Annotated in this window: 22 protein-coding genes, 2 pseudogenes and 1 riboswitch; of the genes and pseudogenes, 9 read left to right on the top strand and 15 right to left on the bottom strand. The window is 64.0% G+C overall.

Annotated features, from left to right (window positions below):
* Positions 1–85: 85 nt before the first annotated feature.
* The 3 genes from JOF47_RS06005 to rplS all read right to left on the bottom strand — a co-directional run bounded on the left by JOF47_RS06005 (position 86) and on the right by rplS (position 3,931).
* Positions 86–2,614, bottom strand: a complete 2,529-nt coding sequence (locus JOF47_RS06005) for a S1 family peptidase (protein WP_209996599.1) — start codon at positions 2,612–2,614, stop codon at positions 86–88.
* Positions 2,615–2,825: 211 nt separating this feature from the next.
* Positions 2,826–3,518, bottom strand: coding sequence for a signal peptidase I (gene lepB, locus JOF47_RS06000; protein ID WP_377738091.1), 693 nt, complete (start codon positions 3,516–3,518; stop codon positions 2,826–2,828).
* Positions 3,519–3,571: 53 nt separating this feature from the next.
* The gene (gene rplS / locus JOF47_RS05995; protein ID WP_209996598.1) at positions 3,572–3,931 is read right to left on the bottom strand and encodes a 50S ribosomal protein L19; all 360 of its coding nucleotides are present in this window, start codon (positions 3,929–3,931) and stop codon (positions 3,572–3,574) included.
* A 510-nt stretch (positions 3,932–4,441) separates the two neighbouring features.
* Positions 4,442–4,549: riboswitch (TPP riboswitch) on the top strand.
* On the opposite strand from rplS, the gene thiC reads away from it, so the two are divergent.
* The 3 genes from thiC to JOF47_RS05980 all read left to right on the top strand — a co-directional run bounded on the left by thiC (position 4,544) and on the right by JOF47_RS05980 (position 8,039).
* Positions 4,544–6,346, top strand: a complete 1,803-nt coding sequence (gene thiC, locus JOF47_RS05990) for a phosphomethylpyrimidine synthase ThiC (RefSeq protein ID WP_209996596.1) — start codon at positions 4,544–4,546, stop codon at positions 6,344–6,346. It overlaps the preceding riboswitch by 6 nt.
* A gap of 100 nt (positions 6,347–6,446) precedes the next feature.
* Positions 6,447–7,199, top strand: a complete 753-nt coding sequence (locus JOF47_RS05985; RefSeq protein WP_209996593.1) for an ankyrin repeat domain-containing protein — start codon at positions 6,447–6,449, stop codon at positions 7,197–7,199.
* An 87-nt stretch (positions 7,200–7,286) separates the two neighbouring features.
* Positions 7,287–8,039: an ankyrin repeat domain-containing protein gene (locus JOF47_RS05980; RefSeq protein ID WP_245356276.1), complete on the top strand. Its 753-nt coding sequence runs from the start codon at positions 7,287–7,289 to the stop codon at positions 8,037–8,039.
* A 36-nt stretch (positions 8,040–8,075) separates the two neighbouring features.
* Here JOF47_RS05980 and trmD read toward each other — a convergent pair whose 3' ends face one another.
* From trmD to JOF47_RS05955, 5 genes are all read right to left on the bottom strand, one after another.
* A complete protein-coding gene (gene trmD / locus JOF47_RS05975) occupies positions 8,076–8,888 on the bottom strand; it encodes a tRNA (guanosine(37)-N1)-methyltransferase TrmD (protein ID WP_209996591.1) in 813 nt (270 codons plus the stop codon).
* Between the two features lie 5 nt (positions 8,889–8,893).
* On the bottom strand, positions 8,894–9,439 hold the full coding sequence (gene rimM / locus JOF47_RS05970; protein ID WP_209996590.1) for a ribosome maturation factor RimM: 546 nt from the start codon (positions 9,437–9,439) through the stop codon (positions 8,894–8,896).
* 237 nt (positions 9,440–9,676) lie between these two features.
* The gene (locus JOF47_RS05965; protein ID WP_209996586.1) at positions 9,677–9,916 is read right to left on the bottom strand and encodes an RNA-binding protein; all 240 of its coding nucleotides are present in this window, start codon (positions 9,914–9,916) and stop codon (positions 9,677–9,679) included.
* 3 nt (positions 9,917–9,919) lie between these two features.
* Positions 9,920–10,330: a 30S ribosomal protein S16 gene (gene rpsP / locus JOF47_RS05960; RefSeq protein WP_209996584.1), complete on the bottom strand. Its 411-nt coding sequence runs from the start codon at positions 10,328–10,330 to the stop codon at positions 9,920–9,922.
* A 227-nt stretch (positions 10,331–10,557) separates the two neighbouring features.
* Positions 10,558–11,154: a TetR family transcriptional regulator gene (locus JOF47_RS05955; RefSeq protein WP_209996582.1), complete on the bottom strand. Its 597-nt coding sequence runs from the start codon at positions 11,152–11,154 to the stop codon at positions 10,558–10,560.
* Between the two features lie 84 nt (positions 11,155–11,238).
* Here JOF47_RS05955 and JOF47_RS05950 point away from each other — a divergent pair, with 84 nt between their 5' ends.
* Positions 11,239–12,018 (top strand): SDR family NAD(P)-dependent oxidoreductase, encoded by a 780-nt coding sequence (locus tag JOF47_RS05950; RefSeq protein ID WP_209996580.1) that lies wholly within the window; start codon positions 11,239–11,241, stop codon positions 12,016–12,018.
* A gap of 82 nt (positions 12,019–12,100) precedes the next feature.
* On the opposite strand, the gene JOF47_RS05945 is transcribed toward JOF47_RS05950, so the two are convergent.
* A complete protein-coding gene (locus tag JOF47_RS05945; RefSeq protein WP_209996579.1) occupies positions 12,101–13,138 on the bottom strand; it encodes an NAD(P)-dependent alcohol dehydrogenase in 1,038 nt (345 codons plus the stop codon).
* Positions 13,139–13,244: 106 nt separating this feature from the next.
* On the opposite strand from JOF47_RS05945, the gene JOF47_RS05940 reads away from it, so the two are divergent.
* The 3 genes from JOF47_RS05940 (at position 13,245) to JOF47_RS05930 (ending at position 15,638) form a co-directional block, all read left to right on the top strand.
* The gene (locus tag JOF47_RS05940) at positions 13,245–13,922 is read left to right on the top strand and encodes a TetR/AcrR family transcriptional regulator C-terminal domain-containing protein (RefSeq protein WP_209996578.1); all 678 of its coding nucleotides are present in this window, start codon (positions 13,245–13,247) and stop codon (positions 13,920–13,922) included.
* An 80-nt stretch (positions 13,923–14,002) separates the two neighbouring features.
* The gene (locus JOF47_RS05935; protein WP_209996577.1) at positions 14,003–14,626 is read left to right on the top strand and encodes a uracil-DNA glycosylase family protein; all 624 of its coding nucleotides are present in this window, start codon (positions 14,003–14,005) and stop codon (positions 14,624–14,626) included.
* Between the two features lie 133 nt (positions 14,627–14,759).
* Complete coding sequence (locus tag JOF47_RS05930; RefSeq protein WP_209996576.1) at positions 14,760–15,638, top strand: uracil-DNA glycosylase family protein; 879 nt, start codon at positions 14,760–14,762, stop codon at positions 15,636–15,638.
* 1,043 nt (positions 15,639–16,681) lie between these two features.
* Here JOF47_RS05930 and JOF47_RS05925 read toward each other — a convergent pair.
* Positions 16,682–17,014, bottom strand: a complete 333-nt coding sequence (locus JOF47_RS05925) for a carboxymuconolactone decarboxylase family protein (protein ID WP_209996575.1) — start codon at positions 17,012–17,014, stop codon at positions 16,682–16,684.
* 1,420 nt (positions 17,015–18,434) lie between these two features.
* On the opposite strand from JOF47_RS05925, the gene JOF47_RS05920 reads away from it, so the two are divergent.
* Positions 18,435–19,871, top strand: coding sequence for a DUF2252 domain-containing protein (locus JOF47_RS05920; RefSeq protein ID WP_209996574.1), 1,437 nt, complete (start codon positions 18,435–18,437; stop codon positions 19,869–19,871).
* A 130-nt stretch (positions 19,872–20,001) separates the two neighbouring features.
* Here the strand turns inward: JOF47_RS05920 and JOF47_RS22465 are convergent, their stop codons facing one another.
* Together JOF47_RS22465 and JOF47_RS05915 are read right to left on the bottom strand one after the other, a co-directional pair.
* Positions 20,002–20,364 (bottom strand): hypothetical protein, encoded by a 363-nt coding sequence (locus tag JOF47_RS22465; protein WP_377738097.1) that lies wholly within the window; start codon positions 20,362–20,364, stop codon positions 20,002–20,004.
* Positions 20,300–21,165 (bottom strand): annotated as a pseudogene (locus JOF47_RS05915) (IS701 family transposase). The gene JOF47_RS22465 and the pseudogene JOF47_RS05915 overlap by 65 nt, the downstream one beginning before the upstream one ends.
* 210 nt (positions 21,166–21,375) lie before the next feature.
* On the opposite strand from JOF47_RS05915, the pseudogene JOF47_RS05910 reads away from it, so the two are divergent.
* Positions 21,376–22,777 (top strand): annotated as a pseudogene (locus JOF47_RS05910) (integrase core domain-containing protein).
* Positions 22,778–22,885: 108 nt separating this feature from the next.
* Here the strand turns inward: JOF47_RS05910 and JOF47_RS05905 are convergent.
* The 3 genes from JOF47_RS05905 to JOF47_RS05895 form a co-directional block, all read right to left on the bottom strand.
* Entirely contained in the window at positions 22,886–23,545 is a 660-nt protein-coding gene (locus JOF47_RS05905) for a DUF4240 domain-containing protein (RefSeq protein ID WP_209996573.1), read from the bottom strand.
* Between the two features lie 500 nt (positions 23,546–24,045).
* Positions 24,046–24,729 (bottom strand): hypothetical protein, encoded by a 684-nt coding sequence (locus JOF47_RS05900; RefSeq protein ID WP_209996572.1) that lies wholly within the window; start codon positions 24,727–24,729, stop codon positions 24,046–24,048.
* Positions 24,730–24,815: 86 nt separating this feature from the next.
* Positions 24,816–25,340: a tetratricopeptide repeat protein gene (locus JOF47_RS05895; protein ID WP_209996571.1), complete on the bottom strand. Its 525-nt coding sequence runs from the start codon at positions 25,338–25,340 to the stop codon at positions 24,816–24,818.
* Positions 25,341–25,410: the final 70 nt, after the last annotated feature.

Genomic DNA, 25,410 nt, shown 5'->3' with positions numbered 1-25,410 from the left:
ACGTGGTTCCGGGTTTCGGCATCCGCCGCGAGGTGCAACCCCACGGATCGGGCGGGCTCGACTCCATGGGCCTGGATGCCGGCCTCTACGACGCGTCTGGCCCGGCGACGCTGAATTTGACCTTGATGGGTGCCGAGGCGGTCTTCTTGAGAACCTGAACGGCGGTTGCCGTGTGGGAACCGGCCTTCCAGCCTCCGGGGATCTGCGCCTTCCAGGCTCCCCTGACAACCGTGGTACTCAATTTGGCCTTGCCCAGGACGATCGTCACCGTAGCCCCGCTAATGCCGCGGCCGGATATCGTGGTGGGCGCCTTGTCCTGCGCGAATTTCCTGCCCGCGGTCGGGGATGCGATCGACGGCGCCTTTGGAACGACCTTAAAGCTGATCCGGGCGTTTGCCGAGGTATGCTTGCCGACTTTCTGCGTTGCCTTGATGCCGTAGCTGCCGAGGCTCCAGGAGCTCTTCAGCTTGACGCTCCATTTGCCCTTCCCGCCGATGGTGAGGCTCTTGATGACGTCTCCGCTGAGCTTCAGCGTGGCCCCCGGAATGCCGGTCCCCGAAATGGCCCGCGGTGCCTTGGTGGATGCGGTGTTGCGTGCCGGTGCGGTAAACGCCGGGGCAGGAACGGCAACCTTGAAGGATGCGACGGCCGCCCGGGAGACTAGGGAGCCCTTGGACTGCGTGACGGTGATCTTGTGTCCGCCGTACCCCAGCGCGCCTGTCTTTTTGCTCCATTTGCCGTCCTTGCCGACCTTCGCCTTGCCTTTCACGGCGCCGGACAGCTTCACCGTGGCACCGGGAAATCCCTTGCCGGAAATCTTGGTCACGGACCCGACGGAGGTCGCCCCGTTTGTGGGTGCCGTGATTCTCGGGGCCGGGATGAGCAGTTTGACGGAGCCCGCGGTGGATCGGGATTTGCTGAACCCCTTGGCCGTCTGCACCGTGAACTTGAATGTGCCCAGCTTCTGCGGCGTCTTGAAGCTGAAGGCGCCCTTGGAGATCTTGGCCGTGGCGATCTTCTTTCCCGAGGAGACCACCTGGACCGTCGAACCGGACGGCGCCGATGCCACTGTTCCGGAAATCTTGGCCCCTGCCGCCATGCCCGCACCCTTGACCTTGGTGGTGATCTTGGGGGCGTTGACAAAGATCTTTATGGAGTAGCCCTTGGCCTGCTTGAGCGCTTGGTTGATGTCGGTGAAATAGGCACGGCCCTTTGCCCCGTCCGACTCATCGGAAATCGCGCTGGTGAGTCCCACGGCCTTGCCGCCGGAAATGACCGCTCCGCCGGAATCGCCTTCAAAGGCCTTGGCGAACCAGGGGTTGGACATGCCGAAGCCGCGGATGCCGCGAAGGTCCGAGGAACTGTTCCTGAACCCTCCGACGATGAAAATCCCTATCTCGTCAACGGTGCCGCAGGTCCATCCCGTGGTCCGGCCCGACTTGCAGACGCTTGCCCCGATGACGGCGCTGGCCACACCCGTGACCTTGGCTCCGGAACCTCGCTCATCGACCCCCTTCCAGTCGGTGACAAGCGGTTGCGGCCTGAGTCCGGAGTTGATCTTGTCCAGCACGGATACGTCGGTGCCGATGTTTCCAAGCACTTGCTTGCCGTCGGTTGTCAGCGAGGTGTTTCCGGGGCCACCGAATTGCGAGAAGCCGAAGGAACCGAGTTTGGCACCGAGACCCTCAAATACATCCGGTGAGCCGTGCTCGGCAATGTAGACGTTGGTGATCTGCCCGTCGCGCGTGCAATGCCCGGCCGACAGTGCTGCGGGGTCTCCGGAGGCGTTGAATCCGTTGAAGCCCAGCGAACACAGGGTATACGCGTCCTGTCCGATGGGCGCACCGTACCCCATGCCGCCGAGCACGTCATTGGCCGCGGTGACGGTGGCGGGACCCTCGGCTTCATGGATGCTGACGTCCGGGTACTGGACCGCGAACTCCTCAGGTGTCAGCTTGCCGCCGGACGTCAGGGTTCGCGAAGCGGGACGGGCCGGATTGTCCTTGGATCCCGAGCGGATCACGTAGCCGTCGGCTGTCTCCATGACCGCCTGGAGCTGGCTCAGCGTCTCGGAATCGACAGACGCCGCGTATGCCTTGTACAACTCGTCGACGTCCGCCGGGCTCTTCCTGGTCGGTGCGGCGGTTGCCATGGAAGCGGAGGCTGTGTTCGCTTCCGCGGTGGCAAGCGCGAGATCGACCCCGGTGCCCCGCGTCAGCGCATCGAGCTTTTGGGCGACCGCCTCGCGGTCGGCCGTCCCGACGCTGACGGCGATCTTGTTCCCGTCGATGGCAAAGGTTGCCTTGAGCCCCGCACCCTGCAAATCCGTCCGGAGCTGATCGGCAACGCCAACGAGTTCGCCCTGGGCCTTGAACTCTTCGACGCCCATGCCCAGGTCTCGTTGCACGGCCTCGGCAAGCCCTTGGGGCAGTGCCGCGCTCCGTGCATCCGGCGCGGCCGCGTCGACGGCGGTCGGCACGGCGACAGCGGGATCCGTTCTCTGCCCGGCGGTCGCCGGAGCGGGTCCGGCCACGAAGGTGCTGCCTACCACGAACGCCGCAGTTGCGGCGGCGACACCGGCACGCCTCAGAAAAGTCCGCGATGATTCCTGCATGTGGAGTTCTCCCCATCAAGGTGGTGTCCAGCCAGATGCATTTTTGGATGCGCTGGCGCCATCCAGGCTGGGCACGTTACGAGCAATATTGACCGCTGGGTGAAACTCTAACCCGTGGCCATGCGGGAACGAAGAGCGCGCACGCATTGAGAATTTCGCTTGGAAGCCCCGCAGCCTGTCCGGTTTAGCGGGGACTCGAGGGCCGTGGCTTCTAGTCGTTCCCCGATGCGAAACCGGGCTCCATGGATCCGTCGCCAACGGGACGCTTGCGGTCAAGCGGCCAAATGACCTCGGTAACCTGCCCCAGGACCCTGTCGACGGGGATCATGCCGCCGCCGGGGGCACCGAGCAACGCCCGGGAATCCTCGGAGACCGAGCGGTGGTCGCCCATGACCCAGATGCGGCCGTGCGGAACCTGGGCGGTGAACTCCTGCTCACTGGGATTGTCGCCGGCAAAGACGTAGGGCTCATCGAGCGGAAGGCCGTTGACCCTGATTTTTCCGTCCGGTCCGCAGCAGGTGACGGTGTCCCCGGCCACGCCGATGACCCGTTTGACGTACACCGAGTCGTTGCCGGCCAGGCGCAGTGCCCAGGCGAGGGAATCCACGGCGCTGGGTCTCTGGTAGGGCAGGAAGGAACCCCGGCCGTCGAAGATGATGATGTCGCCGCGCTGGATGGGCTCGTGCTTGTAGGCAAGGCGGTTCACCAGGAGCCCGTCGCCGGGGTTCAACGTCGATTCCATGGAGGCGGAACCGATGTAGAAGAAATCAACGACCGTCGCACGGATCACCAAGGTGATCACGGCCGCGGCCATGAGGGCGCCAACGGCAAAGCGCCAGCCCCGCGAACGGGACCGGCGCTTTGCTGAAGCGGAAAAACTATCCGATTCTGTAGGTTGATCCACGATGGATCCCCGTGACCGCACGAAGGCGGAAACGAAGGTACTCGCTTTTCTTGCTACTTGGCGGTGCGGAAGTCGCGCTTTTCGCGGATCTTCGCAGCCTTGCCGTGGCGATCGCGCATGTAGAACAGCTTCGCACGGCGAACGTCGCCGCGGGTTACCAGTTCGATCTTTTCGAGGACCGGGGAGTGTACCGGGAAGGTACGCTCTACGCCGACGCCGAAGGAGACCTTGCGAACGGTGAAGGTTTCGCGAACGCCATCGCCCTGGCGACCAAGGACGAAGCCCTGGAAGACCTGGACACGGGAGTTCTTGCCTTCGATGATGTTTACGTGAACCTTGACGGTGTCACCGGCGCGGAAGGCCGGAACATCGGTGCGCAGCGAGGCTGCATCGACAGAGTCGAGAATATGCATGAATGCATCTCCTAGGCAGACGCCGCAGGTCACCCACCTTAGACACGGGACACTTATTTTCCCCGACGCGCAAAAACGCTTTGGCGGAAAGATGTGGTGTTCCGAAGCTTGGTACCGGGACCCGTTTGCGGATCCTCGGCGGTTCAACTGTTGATTCGTTCCCCCTGCGGCAGGAGCAGAACCCAGTAGACCCAAGAATCTATTTTGCCACACTCCCGGCCATGCGGCGAAGTCCGGACCATCGGCTGGACACCTGCCAATGCATTTCGGCATCGAACATGTCACCCAAGCCCGCAGCGGATCGGCAAAAACCAAGCCCGCGCCACGTGTCGCGGCCGGCCGTTTGCGGGCAGTCGGCCGCGGCCCACCGGGCATGGGCCGCAAGCGGCAGCCGGGCCGTTTTCCGCCCCCAACGAAGTGCAAGCCGCCCCGGGCTTGCCAGCCGGGAACCCGCACCGCGAGTGTCCAACGTTACATTTGACCCTTCGGCGGAATGTGCTGTAGCTTCACTTACGACCACACGGGAGCCCTTGCAGGGGCTGAGATCGAGCTGACGCAGCTTGCGACCGTCGAACCTGTCCGGGTAATGCCGGCGAAGGAAGTGAGTACTCCTTGAGCACCATCGAAACAACGACCACCCCTGCCCAAGACGCCCCCGCGGCAACCGAAACCCAGTCCCTGAGGTCCCATTCACTGGCCTACCTCGAGGATGCCGGATCAGGGATCCGGGTCCCGGTGACCGAGATCGCGTTGGAACCCTCCCCCAACGGGCAGCCCAACGACCCGCTGCGGGTGTACCGCACCGCGGGGCCGGGCAGCGACCCGGTCGTGGGGTTGCCTCCGTTCCGCGCACAGTGGATCGCGGAACGCTCGGACACCGAGACTTATGCGGGCCGGGAACGCAACCTGCTCGACGACGGCAAGTCGGCGATGCGCCGGGGAGCCGCCTCGGCCGAATGGAAGGGGGCCAGGCCCAAACCGCGGCGCTCGGGCGCCGGGAAGCGGGTGACCCAGATGCACTACGCCCGCCGGGGCATCACCACCCCGGAAATGCGCTTCGTTGCCCTGCGTGAGAACTGCGACGTGGAGCTGGTGCGCAGCGAGGTCGCCGCGGGCCGGGCGATCATCCCCGCCAACATCAACCACCCCGAGTCCGAGCCCATGGTCATCGGCAAGGCGTTCCTGGTGAAGATCAACGCCAACATCGGCAACTCCGCGGTGACAAGTTCCATCGCCGAGGAAGTGGACAAGCTGCAATGGGCCACCCAGTGGGGCGCCGACACCGTCATGGACCTGTCCACGGGCGACGACATCCACACCACCCGCGAATGGCTCATCCGCAACGCCCCGGTCCCCATCGGCACCGTACCGATCTACCAGGCGCTGGAAAAGGTCAACGGCGAGGCCAACGCGCTGACCTGGGAAATTTTCCGCGACACCGTGATCGAGCAGTGCGAGCAGGGCGTCGACTACATGACCATCCATGCCGGGGTGTTGCTGCGCTACGTGCCGCTGACGGCCAACCGGGTGACGGGCATCGTCTCGCGCGGAGGGGCCATCATGGCCGGCTGGTGCCTGGCGCACCACCAGGAGAACTTCCTGTACACGCACTTCGACGAACTGTGCGAGATCTTCGCGCAATACGACGTGGCGTTCTCCCTGGGCGACGGGCTGCGCCCCGGCTCGATTGCCGATGCCAACGACGCCGCGCAATTCGCCGAGCTGGACACCCTGGCGGAGCTGACGGCGCGGGCGTGGGAATACGACGTGCAGGTCATGGTCGAGGGGCCCGGGCACATCCCGTTCCATCTGGTGCGGGAAAACGTCGAGCGGCAGCAGGAACTGTGTCAGGGCGCGCCCTTCTACACGCTGGGCCCGCTGGTCACCGACATCGCACCGGGCTACGACCACATCACCAGCGCGATCGGCGCCACGGAGATCGCCCGCTACGGCACCGCGATGCTCTGCTACGTGACCCCCAAGGAACACCTGGGCCTGCCGAACAAGGACGACGTGAAGACCGGGGTCATCACCTACAAGATCGCCGCGCACGCCGCGGACCTGGCCAAGGGGCATCCGGGCGCTTCCGAGCGGGACGATGCGCTGTCCAAAGCGCGCTTCGAGTTCCGCTGGCGCGACCAGTTCGCCCTGTCGCTGGATCCGGTCACCGCGGAGTCCTTCCACGACGAGACGCTGCCGGCCGAACCGGCCAAGACCGCGCACTTCTGCTCCATGTGCGGCCCGAAGTTCTGCTCGATGCGCATCAGCCAGGACATCAGGGACGAGTACGGGTCGGCGGATTCGCAGGCCGCCATCGCCGGGATGTACGACGGCATGCGCGAAAAGAGCCGGGAGTTCCTCGCCGCCGGCGGCAAGGTCTACCTGCCCGAGCTGGAGGTTCCGGCCAGGGTCTAGGACGGCCCGCCCTCCCGGGTTCCCGCGCAGAAGACCGGCGCGGGAACCCGGGGCGCCCCTGGCCTCGACCATGCCCGGGATCCGGAATTAGGATGGGGCCATGCCCCTTCCACGCCCGGTACGCGCCCTGATCACTGGTTCCTTGTTTGCAGCACTGCTGGCGGTGAGCGCCTGCAGCACCCCGGGGACCGGGACCCCGGAGACCCCCTCGCCAGTGCGCGGGTCCGCACCCGAAGCCGACCCCGAAGTTTCCGCGGCACTGGGCCAGACACTGCTGGCCGCGGCTGTGGCGAACGACGGGCCCGAGGTGCGCAGGCTGCTGGAGTCCGGGGCGAACCCCGACCACCGGGATGAACAGGACCGGCCGGTGCTGGTGGCCGCAACGCGCGCCAACGCCGTGGAGGCCGCCCGAGAGCTGATCCTCGCGGGCGCCGACGTGAACGCCAAGGATGCGATGGCCGATTCGGCGTTCCTTTATGCGGGGGCCGAGGGGCTGAACGAAATCCTGGCGCTCACCCTCGAACACGGGGCCGATGTGGCCAGCACCAACCGCTACGGCGGCACGGCCCTGATCCCGGCCTGCGAACATGCCCACCTGGAAACCGTGGAATTGCTTCTGGCAACCCGGATCGATGTGGACCACGTGAACAACCTGGGTTGGACCTGCCTGCTGGAGGCAGTCATCCTGGGCGACGGTGGCGAGGCGCACCAGCAAGTCGTTCGCCTGTTGATCGATGCCGGCGCGGACCTGGACATCGAGGACTCAGCGGGCACCACGGCGCTCGGCCATGCACTGCGGTTGCAGCAAGGCGAGGTGGCCAGGCTGCTGCAGGACGCCGGGGCGCGAGGCTAGACCGGAATGTTGCGGTGCATCACCAATGACACCCGGGATCTACCGTTGGCCTCGACCATGGCCACGACAACGACTTAGGATAAGGCCATGTCCAAGAAACCGGATGCACGGAAGCTGGTCGCGTGTTCGGTCCTTGCTGCGCTCATGGGCCTGGGCGCATGCGGCATCCCCCACTCGGGAGTCCCGGGATCCGTTGCGCCGACCACCCTGCCCAAGTCGACATTGAATTCCGACGCCGCGGCCGTCCTTGGGCAGGCCTTGATACGTGCGGCATCGGTGAACGACACCGCGGAGATCAGCAGGCTCCTTGAGGCCGGCGCCCCCATGGAATACCGCGGAGAAGGCGCCCGGACGGCGTTGCTCGCCGCAACGCGGGCCAACGCGATCGAAGCGGCACGCGAACTCATGGAGCACGGTGCCAACGTGAACGCGAAAGACGAGCTGAAGGACTCGGCCTTCCTCTACGCGGGAGCCGAGGGGCTTACCGAAATCCTGGTCCTGACCCTGGAACATGGGGCCGATATCCGCGCCACCAACCGCAACGGCGACACCGCGCTGATCCCGGCCTGCCAACATGCCTACGTCGAAACGGTGGAAATCCTCGTGGACTGGGACATCGCCGTGGACCATGTGAACGACGCCGGCCTGACCTGCCTGCTCACGGCCGTCATCCACGGCGACGGATCCCAGCCCTACCAGGACGTAGTGGAGATGTTAATCGATGACGAGGCGAACCTCGCCATTGCGGATCCCGAGGGAATGACCGCGTTGGACCATGCACGCAAGTTGAAGCAGAGCGCGATAATCCGGCTGCTCGAAACCGCCGGAAAACCGGCCTAGGCGCCAATGACGGTGACGGGATCCTGCTCGATGCGGCTAGTCCTGCTCGATCTGGCTCTTGGGGACGATCTTGCCGTCGGCGATGGCAAAGCCGCTGTGCCACAGAGTGTCGCGGTCGTGGCGGTTCAGCGTGGAAGCATCCAGCTGCACAATCAGGTCCGGGCGGCGGGCCGCGGTGCGCTCCAGCTGCTTGTTGCGGCGGAAGCGCGCGATCTTTCCGTGGTTGCCCGAGAGCAGCACCTCCGGAACCTCGCGTCCCTCCCAGGCGGCTGGCTTGGTGTACACGGGGTATTCCAGCAGGCCGTCGGAGTGGGACTCCTCGACCAGGGATTCCGGGTTGCCGATGACACCGGGGATCAGCCGGCAAATGGCCTCGACCATGGCCAGGACCGCCACCTCTCCCCCGTTGAGCACGTAGTCCCCGATGGAGACCGGGCGGACGTCGAAGGACTCGGCGGCGTGTTCGATGACGCGTTCGTCGATGCCCTCGTAGCGCCCGCAGGCGAAGGCCAGGTGCTCGGCCTCGGCCAGCTCGTAGGCCATTTCCTGGTTGAACACGGCACCCGCGGGCGAGGGCACGATCAGGACCGGCTTGTTGCCCGAAACCTTGGCAACCGGCGATTCGGTGGCAATGCGGCCCAGCGCGGCGGCCCACGGCTCGGGCTTCATGACCATGCCGGCACCGCCACCGTACGGGGTGTCGTCCACCGTGCGGTGGCGGTCGTGGGTGTAGTCGCGCAGGTCGTGGACGTTCAGGTCCAGGAGGTTTTCGCGGCGGGCCTTGCCGATCAGCGAAAGATCTAGCGCTGCCAGGTACTCGGGGAAGATGGAAACGACATCAATGCGCATCGGGACTAGGCTTCCTGGCCCGGGTTTTCGTCGGCGGCGGCGTCTTCACGGTTGATCTCGAAGAGGCCCGCCGGAGGGGTCATCAGGATGTAGCCGCCCTCGATGTTGACCTCGGGAACGATACTCTCCACGAATGGAACGTAGACCTCGTCGCCGTCGTTTGACTTGACCACCAAGAGGTCTTGGACGTTGCCGGTGCGCAGCGCGGTGACCTTGCCGATGACGTTGTCGCCTACGCGGGCCTCGAGGTCCACGAGTTCGTGCTCGTACCAGCCCTCGCTCTCGTCTTCCACGTCGTCGGTTTCGATGAACAGCTTGGCGCCGCGGATGGTTTCAGCGGTGTTGCGATCGAGGATTTCCGCGAAGGCCAGCAGGAGGATTTCCTTGTTCCAGCGAGCACCCTCGACGGTGAGGGTCTTGATGCCGGGGTGCTCCACCTCGAACACGGATCCCGGGACAAAACGGTCTTCCGGTGCATCGGTCAGCACCTGCACCGTCACCTCGCCGCGGATACCGTGTGGCTTGCCAATGCGGGCGACCTGCAGGCGCATGCGTTTTCTCCTTGAATACGTGAGGGTCCGGTGATCCGGTGCTGGTGGTTGCGCGGCTTTGCGGCGGGAAGGCCGGAAAACCGCTGGGTATTGCTTCAATCTTACGTGGCCGCGGGATGCTCATCCCCCGGCGCCCGTGAGCGTTGCATCGCATTTTGCCTTTAACGCACCGTGGCCCCACGTTTCCCTTGCGGGAACGTGGGGCCACGGCTACACAAAAAATGTGTCAGAGGCTGGCTACCGGCGACGGTCCGTGTCGACAACGTCAACACGAATTGGTTCGTCCGCCAGAGCGGCAATCACGGTGCGCAGCGCTTTCGCGGTGCGACCCTGACGTCCAATGACCCGACCGAGATCCTCGGGGTGCACGCGCACCTCTAGGATGTCACCGCGACGGTTCCCCTTCAACGCGACCTGCACGTCGTCGGGGGTGTCTACGATGCCACGTACCAGGTGATCCAGCGCATCTACGAGCACTGGTTACTCAGCCTCGGTTGCTTCTGCCTCAACGGCCTCAGCAGCAGGCTTTTCAGCCTTCTTGGTGATGGCCTCGGGCAGGATGACCGAGCCCTTCTCCGGAACAACGAAAGGAGCCTTCGGTTCCTTGAACTTCAAGGTACCTTCCTGGCCCTCGATGCCCTTGAACTTCTGCCAGTCACCGGTGATCTTCAAGATCGCGGCAACCTGCTCGGTCGGCTGGGCGCCGACGGAGAGCCAGTACTGGGCGCGGTCGGAAGTGACCTCGATGAACGAAGGCTCTTCGGTCGGGTGGTACTTGCCGATTTCTTCGATCGCACGGCCATCGCGCTTGGAACGCGAATCCATGACGACGATACGGTAGTAAGGTGCGCGCATCTTGCCGAAGCGCTTCAGACGAATTTTAACGGCCACTTTAGTGGTCACTCCTGTTTCTCAACATGTGCGAGTCCCTATTTCTGCACCCGTGGGGCGGGCCATACCGTAGCGACTCAAAAAGGACAGGATTCAACGCGGAGAGAGGGGCCACATCAAATCGAGTACCTGTCCATTATGCCAGAAAGTTTCCCCGGGCACAGACCATGTGTCATTTTCCGGCCGCAGCGTGTCGAATTCCACAAGCGCCGGCCCCGCCGCCGGACCTACGGGCCCGGAATCCGCAGCACGTGCAGGGCTTCCAAAAGGTGCGGTAGCGGTTCGGCGTCTTCACCCTTCGCCCAGTGCAGCCATCCGGCAAAAAGTGCGGCCGAGTAGGCGGCCGAAACATAGTAGGCCCGGGAGCTGGACAGCCCCGAGTCCACAAGAAAGTCAACGACCGCCTGGCGCTGGCCCTCCAACATTGCGTAGGAATGCGCCCCGAGTTCGGGGTGCTCGGCGATCAACCGCAGCCTGCCGCGCGTGACCGCCAGGTCGGGCAGCGCCCGGACGGATGCCACGGCAGCTGCGCGCAGCACTTCGAGCGGATCGCCCGGCGCAGATGCATCCCGATCTCCGAGGATCCCCCGCGAGGCCGCTGTTGCCTCTTCGAGGCCGCCCCAGACCAGAGCCGACTTGCTGGGGAAATAGCGGTACAGGCTCTTGCGCCCGATGCCGGCCGCCGCGGCAATCTCATCCATCGAGGTCGCTTCGTAGCCGCGCGCGGCAAAAAGGCGCACCGCAACGGCGGCGACGGCGTCCGGGTCGATTCTCGGGGGCCTGCCCGCCGATCGAACCTGTCGGGGAATGGTGCTATCTGGCATCCCACAAGTATGGGCCATTGTTTTAGGATACTCAGTGTCATAACCTGAAGGCGTCTTGGATTCCAGCATTGAGGAGAACGCCTTATGAGCACCGACACCACCTGGCAGGAAGTCACCACCACCGGCCGTTTTGCAGGAAAAACCGTGATCGTCACCGGCGCGGGCTCCGGCATCGGCCAGGCCACGGCCCTGCGCGTCGCACGCGAAGGAGGCAAGGTCATTGCCGCGGACATCAGCCAGGAGCGCCTCGACGCACTGGTGGCGGAATACGCGGACCTTGACCTGGTCCCGGTGGCAGGCGACATCTCCAGCGAGGAGGCCATTGCCAAGGTCGTTGCGGCGGCGGACGGCCAGGTCGACGCACTGGCCAACATCGCCGGCATCATGGACAGGTTCCAGCCCGTCCACGAGGTTGACGACGCCACCTGGGACCGCGTGTTCAACGTAAACGTCAACGCGACCATGCGCCTGACCCGTGCCGTGGTTCCCCTGATGCTCGAGGCGGGAACCGGCTCGGTGGTCAACATTTCCTCCGAGGCCGGCCTGCGTGGCTCGGCCGCCGGCGCCGCCTACACTGCCTCGAAGCACGCGGTCATCGGCATGACCAAGAACTCCGCGGTGATCTACGGGAAGAAGGGCCTGCGCTTCAACGCCGTTGCGCCGGGAGCCACCATCACCAACATCGAGGCCCCGATGGATTCGCCGATGGCCGTTGAGGTCCTTGGACCGCTGATGGGCGCGAACATCCCGGCACCCGCCACCGCGGCACAGCTGGCCGCCTCGATCACCTTCCTGCTCAGTGATGACGGCAGCAACGTCAATGGCGTGGTCCTGGCCTCGGACGGCGGCTGGTCCGCCGTCTAGCCGACCCGGCACAAAACACCGAGGCCGCCCGCGGATGCCCGACGCATCGGCGGGCGGCCTCGGCATTGGGGACCCCCATGGCTCAGGGAACCAGCACAACCTTTCCGCACACGCTGCCGGCCACGAGGTATTCCATGGCCTCGCGGGCCTCGCCCAGCCGAAAGGTCCTGTCGATCCTGCTCTCCAGCTTGCCCGCGGACATCAGTTCCACCAGCGCCGTCAGATCCTGCTTCTTGTTGACGGAGACCAACATGGCAAGGGACTGCCGCAGGAACGGGGACACGAGAACCGCGCGCATCTGCCGGTTCATGCCGGTCAGGCTTGGGCCCGGCACTTCGGCCCCGACGATCACCGCGCGCCCGTCGGTTACCAAGATTCGGCGAAGGGTGCCGATTGACGGGTTGCCGGCAATATCAATGACAACGTCATAGGCGGCATCCCGCGCATATGCGCCGCCGCCCGCGCGGTCGTACACAACGTCGGCCCCGAGCGATGCGACGAATTCCATTTTGTGCGCCGAGCATTCGGCGCTTACATGAACTCCGCGCAGCTTTGCCAGTTGCACGACGAACGAGCCCACCCCACCCGAAGCTCCGGTGACCAGCATCCGCGTGTCCGGGCCCAAGGTGCCGGCCTTCTGAAGGGCCTGCAATGCGGTGACGCCGGAGGTCGGCAAGGCGGCTGCCCGCTCCCACGTGATGCCCTCCGGCAGCTGGACCAGCTTGCGGGCATCCGCCAGGACAAACTCTGCGAAGGATCCGGCTGCCACACCCAGCACCCGGTCGCCGGCGGCAAACCCCAAGACCCCGGCACCGATCGCCACCACTTCGCCGGAAAAATCGATGCCCGGAACGGGATTGCGTGGGGCGCGCAAACCCACGGCCAACCGCACAGCGCGCGGTTCGCCGGCCATAAGATGCCAGGTGCCGCGATCGAGACCTGCCGCACCCACCCGAACCAAGACCTTCCCCGGTTCCGGTTCCGGCCTGGCGCTCTCCGAAAACTCCAACACCTCGGGGCCGCCGTAGCGCTTGTAGGTGACCGCGCGCATTGCAGATGGCGCACGATCGCTTGCCACCGATTCGGATTCAGGTGTCCGTGCTTTGCGTTGCTTGTCCATGATTTTCCTGCCTTGTCCTCTGGGGCGGAGCCGGGACGGCACCATCGTTTCGTACTATGTACGAAACGTACCGTACGCAGTACGAAAATGCGATAGGGTGCTCACTATGGTGAGAGAAACTTCCGGACCCAGTGGCGCCAAGCTGCAGCTGAGCCGCGAGCTGGTGTTTGAGCGCGCAATGGATCTGGCCGACCACACGGGGCTTGACTCCCTCACCATGCGCTCGCTGGCGGTGGCGCTTGGCGTGAAACCCATGTCCATCTACTACTACGTAGCCAAGAAGTCGGAGATCCTCGATGGGCTGGTGGACAGGGTCTTCGAAGAAGCGGCCTCGACCCGTTCCCATCACGATTCAACTTGGCAACAGGCAATGCGAGAACGGGCCGTCACCATGCGGGCGGTCCTGGCCAGGCATCATTGGGCACTCGGGCTGATCGAATCACGGACTTCCCCGGGGCCGGCGACCTTGCAGCACCACAACGAAACACTTGGCATCCTGCGAAGCGCAGGTTTTTCCATCGAAGCGGCCGCCCGCGCTTACGCTGTGCTCGACAGCTACATCTACGGTTTCGTGTTGCAGGAGTCCACGATTCCCGTCGGCGACACCGCGACCGTTACTGACGTCGCGGCGTCCATGCTCAAGCAATTTGAATCGGGCCAATACCCTCATCTGCTGGAGGTCGCCACCGCGGTTGTCATGAAACCCGGTTACGACTTCGGCAGCCAGTTCGAAGACGGGTTGGATCTGGTCATTCACGGACTCGAGTCCTGGCTGGACTCATAGGTTTGCCCGGCATCCACGCCACGAGAACGAATCCATCTGAACCGAACACATTCCGCACTGGACACGGAGCAAGGAAGACCATGGCACCGGCAGACAACTGGAAGCGCGCACAACTCGACGACTCGTTTTGGGCCGAACAATTCGCAGGACTGCAGGATCCCCACGTGGCACCCATCAATGAACTGGTGGATCGGTTGAGCCATGCGAAGGGCGCAGTCCGACTCCCCCACGCGGCACCCTGGCACGGCGGGATCCACGCGCCGGTTCTCAGCGTCCTCAACGACCCGGGTGAGAAAACGCTTGTTCCGGACTTCCTGTGCCTGCGGAACCCCGACCGGGCCTCGGATCGGCAGCGGCACCTGATGACGGAATTCGACATCAACCCATCGGATTTCTGCCCATGGAACGGCTACCCATGGCCACGGGAGAACAAGAAAGACCTGACACCCGGGGAAGCGCTCGAAGGCGGGCGGGCGCTGCTGGAAATCATGTCGCTGATGACGAACCTTCGCCTGCTCTTGCTGCTTGGCCGCAAGGCCCGGGATGCCGCCGATGCCGTCTTGCCGGAACTGACGGCGTCATATCCCCACTTGGAAGTCGTGCGCTCACTGCACCCGCTGGGTGCCAAAAGCACCGTTCACCGGCAGGAGCAAAAGGTGGTTTGGGCCAACGTGGCAACCCTCATCAAACAGGGCATGGCCTGAGCCGAACTGTTGAGTGTGCGCTAATCGTCACCGCAATGGGGAGCCGGTTTAGTCGGTCCGACATGTCGACCGTGCCATGCTTGTAACCTACGTTCCCACCAAACCGCTCCAAGAGAGAACCGAAATGCCGCGCATGATGAACGACCCCGACTTCAAGATCTCCCAGGAAGCGGAGTTGTGGGCCGAGCATGTTGCTCCAATCAATTCCCTGGTCAAAGACCTGTGTGCACAGAATCCCGCCGATGCAGGCGCCTCGGTGCCGTTCACCGCCCCGCTGCACGGCGGAACCGACGCAACGATCCTGTGCCTGATGCCCGCGCCGGAAGCTGCCCACCGTCCGCAAGAGGGCCTCGACATCCTCTCCACCGAAGACGACAACCCTCTGGCTGAGGCCTACTCGGAGCTGCTGGCCTGGGCCGGAATCGACGCCAAGGAAGTTCTCGTGTGGAATGCATACCCTTGGTACCGGAGTGAGGACGAGACCGGCCGACTAAACGCCGCCCAGATGAACGCCGGGCTCGAGCCCATGAGCCGACTCCTGCGCTTGGCACCCACCCTTCGCGTTGTCATCCTGATGGGCAAGGGTCCGGAGGAATTCTGGGCCAAGCTGGTCAAGAAGTATCCCGAGGCCGTCACCCGGATCACGGCGATTTCCAGCCTCTCCCCCGCGCCGCTTTCCGCAGCCGGCACCAAGGCCCAGCGTGAGGCGCGGATCGAACGTCGCGGAGCCGCAATGCGCGAGGCACGCTCGCTGGTTCGCCCGTCGCACGGCCGCACGGCCGTTCGCCGCGAAACGCTGGTTCGCGCCGACGAACTGGGTCCGGAACATTTGGGCCGGGTTGTAGAGGTTTCCGACGGCAACTTGACCCTGCACGGCCCGCTGCTCAAGGCATTCCAGCCGAGCCCGGAATGGCGTGTGACGCTGACCGTTAGCGTAGCCAACCAGCGCCGCTCCTTGGGCGTTACCTCGGATACCTGGGTTCGCATTTACCGCGGTACCGGAGCCCGCTAGACTCCACCCGTCCAACGCATCAAATGGCCTGCGCCCCGGTAGAAAAATCCGGGAGCACAGGCCATTTTTGTCCCCGCAAAGGAACGGCGCCCAGCCTGTCGGCAACGCCACGGAAGCCGGCGGCAAGTAGCGGGTGAAAACATCGAGGCCGGCCCCGATGTTTTCAGGCAACGGAGGCTCTTTAGCTTTGGTTCTGGCCATGGGCGTTGGCAGAAGCTACAGGGCCGAGGTGTAGATCCAGCGTGATATCCGCCTGACCACACCACAGAAATGTGCGAGGGCAAATCCCCCGCCAGCGACCATGAAAAGTGTGATGATCATCGGAATTCGGGTGTCACTGTCAACGCTGATTCCCAAAGCGTCAGCAACACGCGCGGGAGATGGTGCCCATGGTACTTCGAATATGTTGAGCACTACTTTGGACAAGAATCAAGGTGGTGAGGACCAGCCCAGCCAGGACTCCATTGGCCCGTACCTAGGACCATAGGGCTGTGAGATAGATGGCCGTCGCGATTCCGTACACCGCACCAAACATCACCTCAGAAATCATCCAGATCAAGCCTTCACTGGAGAAATTCACGGACCAATCCCTAGCGAGCCGTCCGGAAGCACAAGACTCGCAGACCCAACATCGGCAAGTCCCAATCGCTGGCCACTTGAGACGTATTCGCCCGGTTTACCTTCGACAAATCCCTATGTTTTCTCGTCCCGTGTGGATTTGATCGCTCTTTGGCCGCTATCTGTGATCGCTTGGTGTCACCGCCCGCTACCGACGGGCGGTCAGGAGCAGAACGGGACATTCCCCCCGACCGGGCGGTCGGCACTGAAATGCTTCTGCCCATGCCCGCCGGGCACCGGTGCCCGGCGGGCATGGGCAGGGCGCGGTGGGCCACACGGCGGAAGCCTGCACTGAACGCCTAGCCCCTCGACTTCGGCGGAGGAACGAACCAGATGCCACCGGTGGGCCCACCGTTAGGCGGAGACTTTCCGCCGAGGTCCGCTCTCCGCTCGGCGGCTGCCGGCCCGGCCCCGCCGGGACAGGCTCAGCCTTCGGCCTCAGCTTGCGCCTCGGCTGCGGCTTCGAGCCCGATGGCGAAGCCGAGCGCCGCGGCGAGGCTGCTGGCTGCCTCCACAACCCGGGGCGTGCCGATGATGGGCGCAACGGCGACGAGGATGCCCTGCGCATCCTGCAGGGTGATGCCGACCTCCATCGCTCCACGGGCGTTGAGCAGGTAGGAGGCGGGCGGGGCGTCGACCGCCGCGAGGGCTGCGATCCGTGCCAGCATCAGCTCACGAGGATCGAGGCTGCAGCGATCCAGCGATGCGGTGGTGATCTCGACGAGAGTGTCGAGGACTGGGTTTTCTTCTTCGGCCATGGTCATGTCTCCATCCGGTTGCGGTGTTTTGGGCCGAGGGACGCGATGGGGTCGGATCGCCCCGGCTCTACCCGCAAACCTATTGCGCCGAGGCATGGGACGACATCACCCGCAGGGGGTGAAGCTCCCGCCAGCAACCACCGGCATTCCTCAAGCCCGCTCCGCAAGGCATTTCCCGCATATACAAGTTTGGATGATCCCGTTGGCCGGCTTCAGTGAATCACAGCCGTAATTGGCTCGGTTTTTGCTGTGCTCAACGGCTCATGGGCAGGACCTGCCGCGCGGTATCGCCAATCTCGGGTGTGAGCCCTTCGAGGCCGTTCGAGAGTTTACGCGGCGCTCTTCCCATGATCGAACGCTTCGGGCATACCCGGGGTCGGCGCTAGCTCCCGTGCTGTTGATCGATGGCGGCCTGGAGCAGTCGGGATGGTTCCGTTTCCAGGTCAGGAAGCTGAAACCTGCCGCTGTCGACACGAGAGTGGTTCCGTGCGCGTGCATCCACCCTGAAAGTGCCAAAGTGCAGATTAGGGCCGCTATTGCCGCGACGACACAGAGCCCGTTGACGTGCGCTTTCCATGGCTGAAGGACCATCAATGGAATGGACCAGAGCACCGTCATGCCTATGAGCAGGGCCAGAATGTGGCGCGCCCAGCCGGCGCGGACACTGGTGAGTCGGATTCCGTTATTTATGGCACGGGCGCGTTGTCTCCGGAAGTTCCGCAAGGGGTGTTCCGTGTAGCGTCTCAAAACGTCCCACAACAAGGTGTTCCACCGGATAGGTACAGTGCTGACAGGTGCTCGTGAATCGCGACAGCATTTGGCGGTTTCAGCTCAGTGGTCGGTGCGTTTCGAGGGTCGCGGCCATCGCCATCACGGGTTACCGGCAGGAATGTCCGAAGCGGGCCACTTGCCTGTTCCAGCCGTCAGCGGCGTCGCATGCTGTCTGCGTCAGACCAATTCGTCGGTTCCCGTGCTGTGTAGCCCGGCGCTTTGTGGCGGCGTTCCGCGACTGCTCGGTTCCGTTGGTGTCGACGGCGGAGGAGCTCACCTGAATGACATAGAACGGCCGTCAGCCACCCCGCGCCGGCATGGGGCGACGGCCGTGAGCGCGCGTTTTTCGAACCGTCAGCGGTTTCGTTGACGATGGGCCATTTCGGGAACACAATCACAGTATGAAGGAGGATGCGATGCTGCAGGCGGCCCGGGCCGCTGTGCCCAGTGGCCCGGGCAAGCGATCCCCGGCTGTTTCCCGCGGGCACTTCGACGGGCAGGCCCGGGGGCGCACGGACCTCGATGGTCGCCTACTGCGCGCCAAATCCGAACGAACACGGAGCCAAGGCGCGTTTGAGCGCCCGGCAGAGACTGCCCGAGGCAATCAATGCCGCTGGCGGTTCCCGATGTAACAGGGAGGTCGACCGTCATGGTCAAGGCCAAAGATAGTCACCCAAGCGTCGAGGAGCGTGCTGCGAGAGGCAGGGGATGCCGGGTGAAGGCGCCCGTCATAAGCCACGAGGACTGGACTCCCGCGCCGGACCGACCGGATCCGGTCGCGCTCCTCGAGGAACAAAACATCACCCGGGAACAGGATCTCGTACCGGTGCGTCACGGCCGGATGCTGGTCTCACCGTTCACGTTTTACCGGGGTGCAGCCAAGATCATGGCCGCCGACTTGAAGGACACCCCGCGCGCGGGCCTGGCATCCCAGCTGTGCGGAGACGCCCATCTGTCCAACTTCGGCGTCTTCGCCTCGCCGGAACGGACCCTGCTGTTCGACTTGAATGACTTCGACGAGACACTCCCGGGCCCGTTCGAGTACGACGTCAAACGCATGGCCGCCAGCTTCACCATCGCGGCGCGGAACAACGGGTTCACCAAGGAAGAAACCCGTGATGTGACACGCACTGCCGTTCGGGCCTACCGCGAAGCGATGTCCGAATTCGCGCAAATGGGCACCCTGGACATTTGGTACGCCCGCCTGTCCGAGCAGCATTTGGTGGAAGCCCTCGAATTGGCAGTGTCAACCGGGAAGAGCAAAGCTCAAAAGAAGGCAGCCGAGGGCGTGGAAAAGACTGCGCGAAAATTTGTCGCAAAGGCCCGTACCCGTGACAGCCTTCAGGCACTTTCCAAGCTAGCTGAGCTCGTGGACGGGAAGTACCGGATCGTCAGCCAGCCGCCGATCGTCATCCCCGCCCGGGAGCTGGGTGCATCGTACGGCATGGATGCCGATGACGTTTGGCACGTGATTCGTGGCCAGCTCCGGTCCTACAGTGCCACCCTGCAAGACGAACGGCGTGAACTGCTCGAACGCTTCGAAATCATCGACCTCGCCCGCAACGTGGTGGGCGTCGGCAGCGTGGGAACCAGGGCGTACATCATCTTGCTTCAGGGGCGTGATCAAAGGGATCCCTTGTTCCTGCAGGTCAAGGAGGCCACGAGATCAGTGTTGGAGGACCACTTGCCGAAAAGCCGGTTCAAGCAGCCGGGTGAGCGCGTGGTGCAGGGGCAACGGAGGATGCAGGCTGCGAGCGACATCTTCCTTGGATGGACCAGAAGCGAGCAGGGAAACCGGTACCTGTACTGGCGGCAACTGCGTGATATGAAAGGCTCGGCCCCTGCGGAAGAGATGAAACCGATCGGCATGACGGTCTATGCCAGCTTCTGCGGGTGGACCCTCGCCCGTGCCCACGCCCGCTCCGGCGATCCGATCGCAATTGCCGCCTATCTCGGCAAGAGTGACAAGTTCGACCGCTCCATCGCCAAATTTTCCGAGCGTTACGCCGACCAGAACGAACAGGACTACCAGGCCTTCGCCGACGCGGTTCGATCCGGCCGCCTAGAAGCAACCGACGCCGACTAGTACTACAGTCGCGTTTGTAGGGTGTGTCCTCGGGCTTTGTAGTGGCATTGCCGGGCCCGGTGCTGGTGCTTTCGGCGCCAGAGGGAGCACCGGATGACGTGTGCCGGGTCCGGTTCCCGGGGTCAGGCAATCAGGACGATGAGGCGCCTGATCTCGGGCAGGGAGAATCTGTCCAGATGGCCGGTGCCTGGATGCGGGCCCCAGTTTTTGAGCGGATTACGCTCAGGAAGGCCTGGGCGAACATGGACAGGGTGATGTGCCGGTACCAGCCGGTGTATTGGCACACCGGGTAGTGGTCCAGCCCGGTTTCACCCTTGGAGGTCTGGAAGGTGTCCACGATGGCCCAGCGGGCTCCAGCGACCCGGGCCAGCTCGGCCGGCGTGGTGTTTTCGGGGGTGTGGCAGATGAAGCAGGCCAGGTCCGTGGGGTCATTGAGGGAGCGGCGGGCCAGCAGCCAGCGTTCCCCGGTGTCGGAGGGCCCGTTGATGCGCATCCTGGCCCAGGCGCAGGGCCGTTCGCCCTTGGTTCCGGTGCCGGCGGTGCGGGTGCGCCAGGCGCGCCCGCCCAGCGATGCGAAGAGCTCGTCGGCCCGCCCCTCGGCTCCGAACGAGTCGGGGGCGGGTGTGATCACGCGTTGGTTCATGGGCACGGCCGAGACGAAAGTGCATGCCGCGGGCCTCCATCCTGCGGCGCAGCCCGGTGTGCTGGCCGTAGACGGCGTCGCCGGTGGTCCATGCGGCTTGGATGCCGGCGTCCAGGGCGCGTTCGATCATGTCTGCTGCGAGCACCGGCTTGGTGGCCATGGCCCGGTCTTCGGGGATGCCGGCCCGTGTGCGGCGTTCCGGGTCCTCGGTCCAGGCCTTGGGCAGGTAGAGTTCCCGGTCCAGGAAGGTACGCCCGGCCGGTGAGGCGTAGGTGAGGAACACGCCGATCTGGCAGCTTTCCGCACGTCCGGCGTGCCCGAGTATTGGCGGGCGACCCCGGCCGGGGCCGACCCCTTCTTCAGGAAACCGGTTTCGTCGATCGCCAGGATCCCCGCGGGGTCGCCCAGGTTCCGACCCACGTAGGTGAACAAGGCGTCGCGCACCGCATCGGGGTTCCAGCCGGTGGTCGAAAGCAGGCGTTGCATCCCGTCCGGGGTCCCGTGTCCGGTGCGCTCGGACAAGGTCCAGGAATTCTTCCGTTCCTCGTCCGAGAGCAGGCCGCGGATATAGCCGATCGCGTTCTCCCGCGGTTCGGAACGCGCGAACTCGCCGCCGATCAGATCCCTGATTTCCTCAAGGCCTGAGCCCATTCCCGTATTCCTGCCACCCAAATATCATCGCTCACCCGTCATGGTTAACAGGAATCGGGGCCGAAATCCTTTTAAACCTGTTATCTCTCAAGACATCGGTGACAGTTCTGCCTCAACACATCGGTGACACTTCAGGGAGTTTTGGTGGTGACACTTCCGTCGCGTTAATGACTCTTTGACCGGTCGTTGCGGCTGGGCAAAGAATGAGCAGTGAACAAGAATGAGCCAGTCAACGCCCGTATCCGCCTCGCGATCGCCCAGTGGCCCGATGACGCACCACGCGGCGCCGTCTCCACGTTCTGCACCGAACACGGCATCACCCGCAAGACGTTCTACGCGATCCGGGCCAGGGCGCGGGACGAGGGGCAGGCCGCGGCCCTGGAGCCACGCTCACGCCGGCCCAAATCCTCACCCACCAGGCTCACCGAGGAGCGCAAGCAAGAGTCACTGAATGTGCGTGCCGCACTGGAATCCTCCGGACTGGACCACGGGCCCATCAGCGTGCACGACAAAATGATGGCCCTGGGGATGCAGGCGCCCTCGCCCGCGTCCCTGGCACGGATCTTCCGGGAAAAGAACGTGGCCCGAAACGAACCAAGGAAGAAGCCGCGGGCATCTTACCGCCGCTTCGTCTACCCGGCGCCGAACGCCTGCTGGCAGCTGGCAGCTGGATGCGACCGAATACGTGCTCACCGGCGGGCGCAAGTGCGTGATCTTCCAACTGCAGGATGACCACTCGCGCCTCGCGATCGCCTCCCACGTAGCCGGAGCGGAAACCAGCGCGGCGGCCCTGGCGGTCGTGAAAAAGGGCATCGCGGCCCGCGGGGTTCCCCAAAGGCTCCTCACCGACAACGGCGTTGCGCTGAATCCCTCGCGTCGCGGCGTCGAGGGCCAATTGGTTGCCTACGTGACCTCGCTCGGGGTCAAGGCAATCACCGGCAAACCCTACAAACCCACCACCCAGGGCAAGAACGAACGGTTCCACCAGACCCTGTTCCGCTGGCTGGACAAGCAACCCCTCGCGGCAACCCACCGGGAACTGCAAGGGATGGTCGACCGGTTCGACCTGATCTACAACACCGAACGCCCGCACCAGGGACTGCCCGGGCGCCTCACCCCGCAGCAAGCATGGGATGCCACGCAGATCGCCGAGGCACCCCGGCCGGCACCCATCCCGGGCCTTGCGGACGCCAATCCGCCCGAAGCGAGATCCGTCGGCGTGGGCCAACGCCCGACCGGAACAGTCGACCAATCGGAAGCCGCCGTTGCCGCGACCGGTGTGGTGGACGAAACCGCCTTCGAGACCAGCGCTCTGGAGAGGGTCACCGGCAGCATCATCCATCCCTCCGGCGCCGGAAGCCGGAAGCTGAAGGTCTATTCCAACGGCGTCGTGAACATCGGGCGAACCATATTTTCCTTGACCGCATCGATGGGCGGACGAACCGTCATTTCGAGCTGGGATGCCGAAGGCGTCATCTTCGCCAACACCCAAGGCGAGGTCATTGCGGACTATACGTGGCCGCCCAAAGGCACTACCTACGTTGGAATCACCAAGTCCCGCACGCTGTTTGGCAAGGACCGGAAACCGGGGCAACTGTCACCAAAGTCCTGATACATCAACTGTCACCGGTCTCCTGAGGCAAAACTGTCACCGAAGTCTTGAGACATCACAAATCCTTTTAAACCGCCGATCGACCCAGGAATAAACGCGACTGTAGTACTAGTCGGCAGGAAGGGGCGTGAGACCCGGATAGAGATTCTCTACTTCTTCCTCGTCCCATGCCGTTCCCCAGGGTTCTTCGCCCGCAATGGTCGAGGGACTCTCGGGGTAATCCTCGTACAGCTCCCGGCCGCCGCTGCTTCGCAGGTACGCATCTGCGCCGGTGTAGGCCAGCGACTCCGCGTCACCGATTTCGACGTCGCTGCGTAGCCTTCCGTCGGCCAATACCTGCGGATCCCGTTTCACGGCTTGGTGGTAGTCGCTGCCCTGGCCGACCACCCAGTTGCGGAAGTACTCGAAGCAGTCGTCGAGGCAGCCGCCGACAAGTACGTAGGCCGCGCCCCATAATTCCCACGTGTAGAGCTCGAGGTTTTTCGAGACGAACGTGGCGTTGAAGGAAGCGATCTGCTCCGGTGGCATGGCCGCGAGTATTTCCTCCAGCTCGACAGCTTGGCGCCCGGTGCTTCCGCCCGAGGCTTCCAGTGAACGGTCGATGATGTCCCAGAATTTTCCGTTTTTCATGTACCGCAATTCCGGCTCGACCTCCGCCGCGGGCTGGGGAACAGTGGTTGGTTCCACCGGGTGCGGAGCAGCACCCTCAACCGATGGCTGGACGCCGCAGGCGCCCAACACCAAGCTGAGCGAGGCCAGCAGCAACACGACACCGGGTTTGGTGTTAGATGTGCGGCGGCATGTTCCACCCGGGCGCGATCGGAGTCCGATTTGGCTAAACGCGTGGATGAGTGCTTCCAAAGTTCCCCCATGGCTTGTTCGCTTGAATGCGACCAAGTCGCTCTATGGGGCACTTTACCGGCCAGGCTCAATTCCGGTCGACTTGTTGGCCCTGTTGGGGCGGAGATCTCGGATGATGCGGAAACCAAGTATCAATGGACTGCCGGGCACGTTGCCGAAAACGGCACGGGCCGGGACGCGGCCTGGCGATGTCTTCCGGAGCCTCGAAGCATGCTCGGTTGCTCGGACCCGAGTTCACGCTTGACGGGGACCCAACTGGCGTAGCCCGCCAGATAGAACTCGACCAACCCTCGATTGCTGTCCGGAGAGGGTTCTCGAAACGTACGCTGAGGCGCCCCTGCTCTCGGATCCGGGTTCGTGTGTTGCTGCCGGTCGACGGCCAACCCTCGGGCGCCTTGGAACGGTCGTTATCTCCGCGTCGCGAACTGGATCCGGATGTGCTCGAGCTCGGCGCGTGGAAGCACTGCGGTCACCACGCCACCTTCCACTTCCGCGCCTATGCCGTACACGAACGGATCCGTATCGATCTCCGCGGCGGGCGCCTCGACTCCATCGACCAGGACAGTGACCCGATGATTGACCGCCCGGACGGTCACCTCGAGTGTGGGTTGGTCCCATGGATTGCCATTCAGCCCGTGTTCTTGCGGGTACTGGTTCATGAGGATGTGGTTGACGTGGTCGACCAACATGTTGCCCACCGAATGCCGCTCGGATGGGTCACGGTGCCAGGTGGTTCGCACGGCCTCCCAGAGCTGCGGATACCGCAGACGCTCCACCTGCTCAACCAGCCAGGCGGGCCGCGGCCAGGGAGGAACATCCTCGATGGCCCTTCTCCTGTCCTCGTCGAGGTCAGCGAGGTTTATCGAGTCCGAGTGGTCCTTCGAGTTTCGCCAGAGTATGTAGGTCACGCTGGCTGCCAATTCGAAGTATCCGCGATCGTCCGCGCCGGATTGAAACCCGACGTCATCCACGTCCTCCAACGAGGTCTGGGGTACGAGCCCCAACACGGGGATCGGTATGAGTTTCAGGAGCTTGGCCCGCTCGATGCGTGGGTCGGGCGCGTCTTCGGGAAGGATACCTTCGAATCTCATACCTCGATTGTGTACCAAAGCCCGTGACCAGCAACTTGTGTTTCGGAAATAGATTTCCCGCGCACACCGGTCCGATAACCGCCCGGCTACCGGGCATCGAGCCGCTCCATTGGAGGCGAATTTCTCGCGAAAGACCGAATGTGGGCGGCATTGCCGCGGATCGCAGGTTTGTACCGTCCCATATCCGGCGAGTCAACACCTTCTGCAACCACCTCAAGCAGCGAAGCGACGGCTTCATCGACGCGGCCGGACGCATGAAGGGTGATCGCTTGGAACACTGCCAGTGAAGGCGAGTCCGGAAACTCTTCCCGGGCACGCCCGAAGACTTCCACCGAGCGTGTGAATGCGCCGAGATTCCGCAGCGTGGATCCGTACTGGAGGTAGCACCGGCGCAGCAGATCGCCTGAAAGGCCTGCCTGGAGTGCTTGTTCGTAGAACGAGCCCGCAGTTTCCTCCATCCCCGCGGTGTCGTAGGCGCCGCCCACCTCGTAGAGCACACGCGCGTTGGACGGGTGCTCAGCCAGAACTGGCAACAGCGCATCGATGGTCGGCTGCATGTTGTTCCGATCGCGAGCAGCGAAGATCCGGTCAAGCTCCTCATTCAGTGTCATCCACTTAGTATGCCGTCACCGACCGTGCCCGCCAGCGGATCCGTCGCGGACAACCCCAAATTTCGGTGGA

Source organism: Paeniglutamicibacter kerguelensis (assembly GCF_017876535.1).
Lineage (GTDB): Bacteria > Actinomycetota > Actinomycetes > Actinomycetales > Micrococcaceae > Paeniglutamicibacter > Paeniglutamicibacter kerguelensis.
This window is presented reverse-complemented; position numbering and strand designations above follow the sequence as displayed.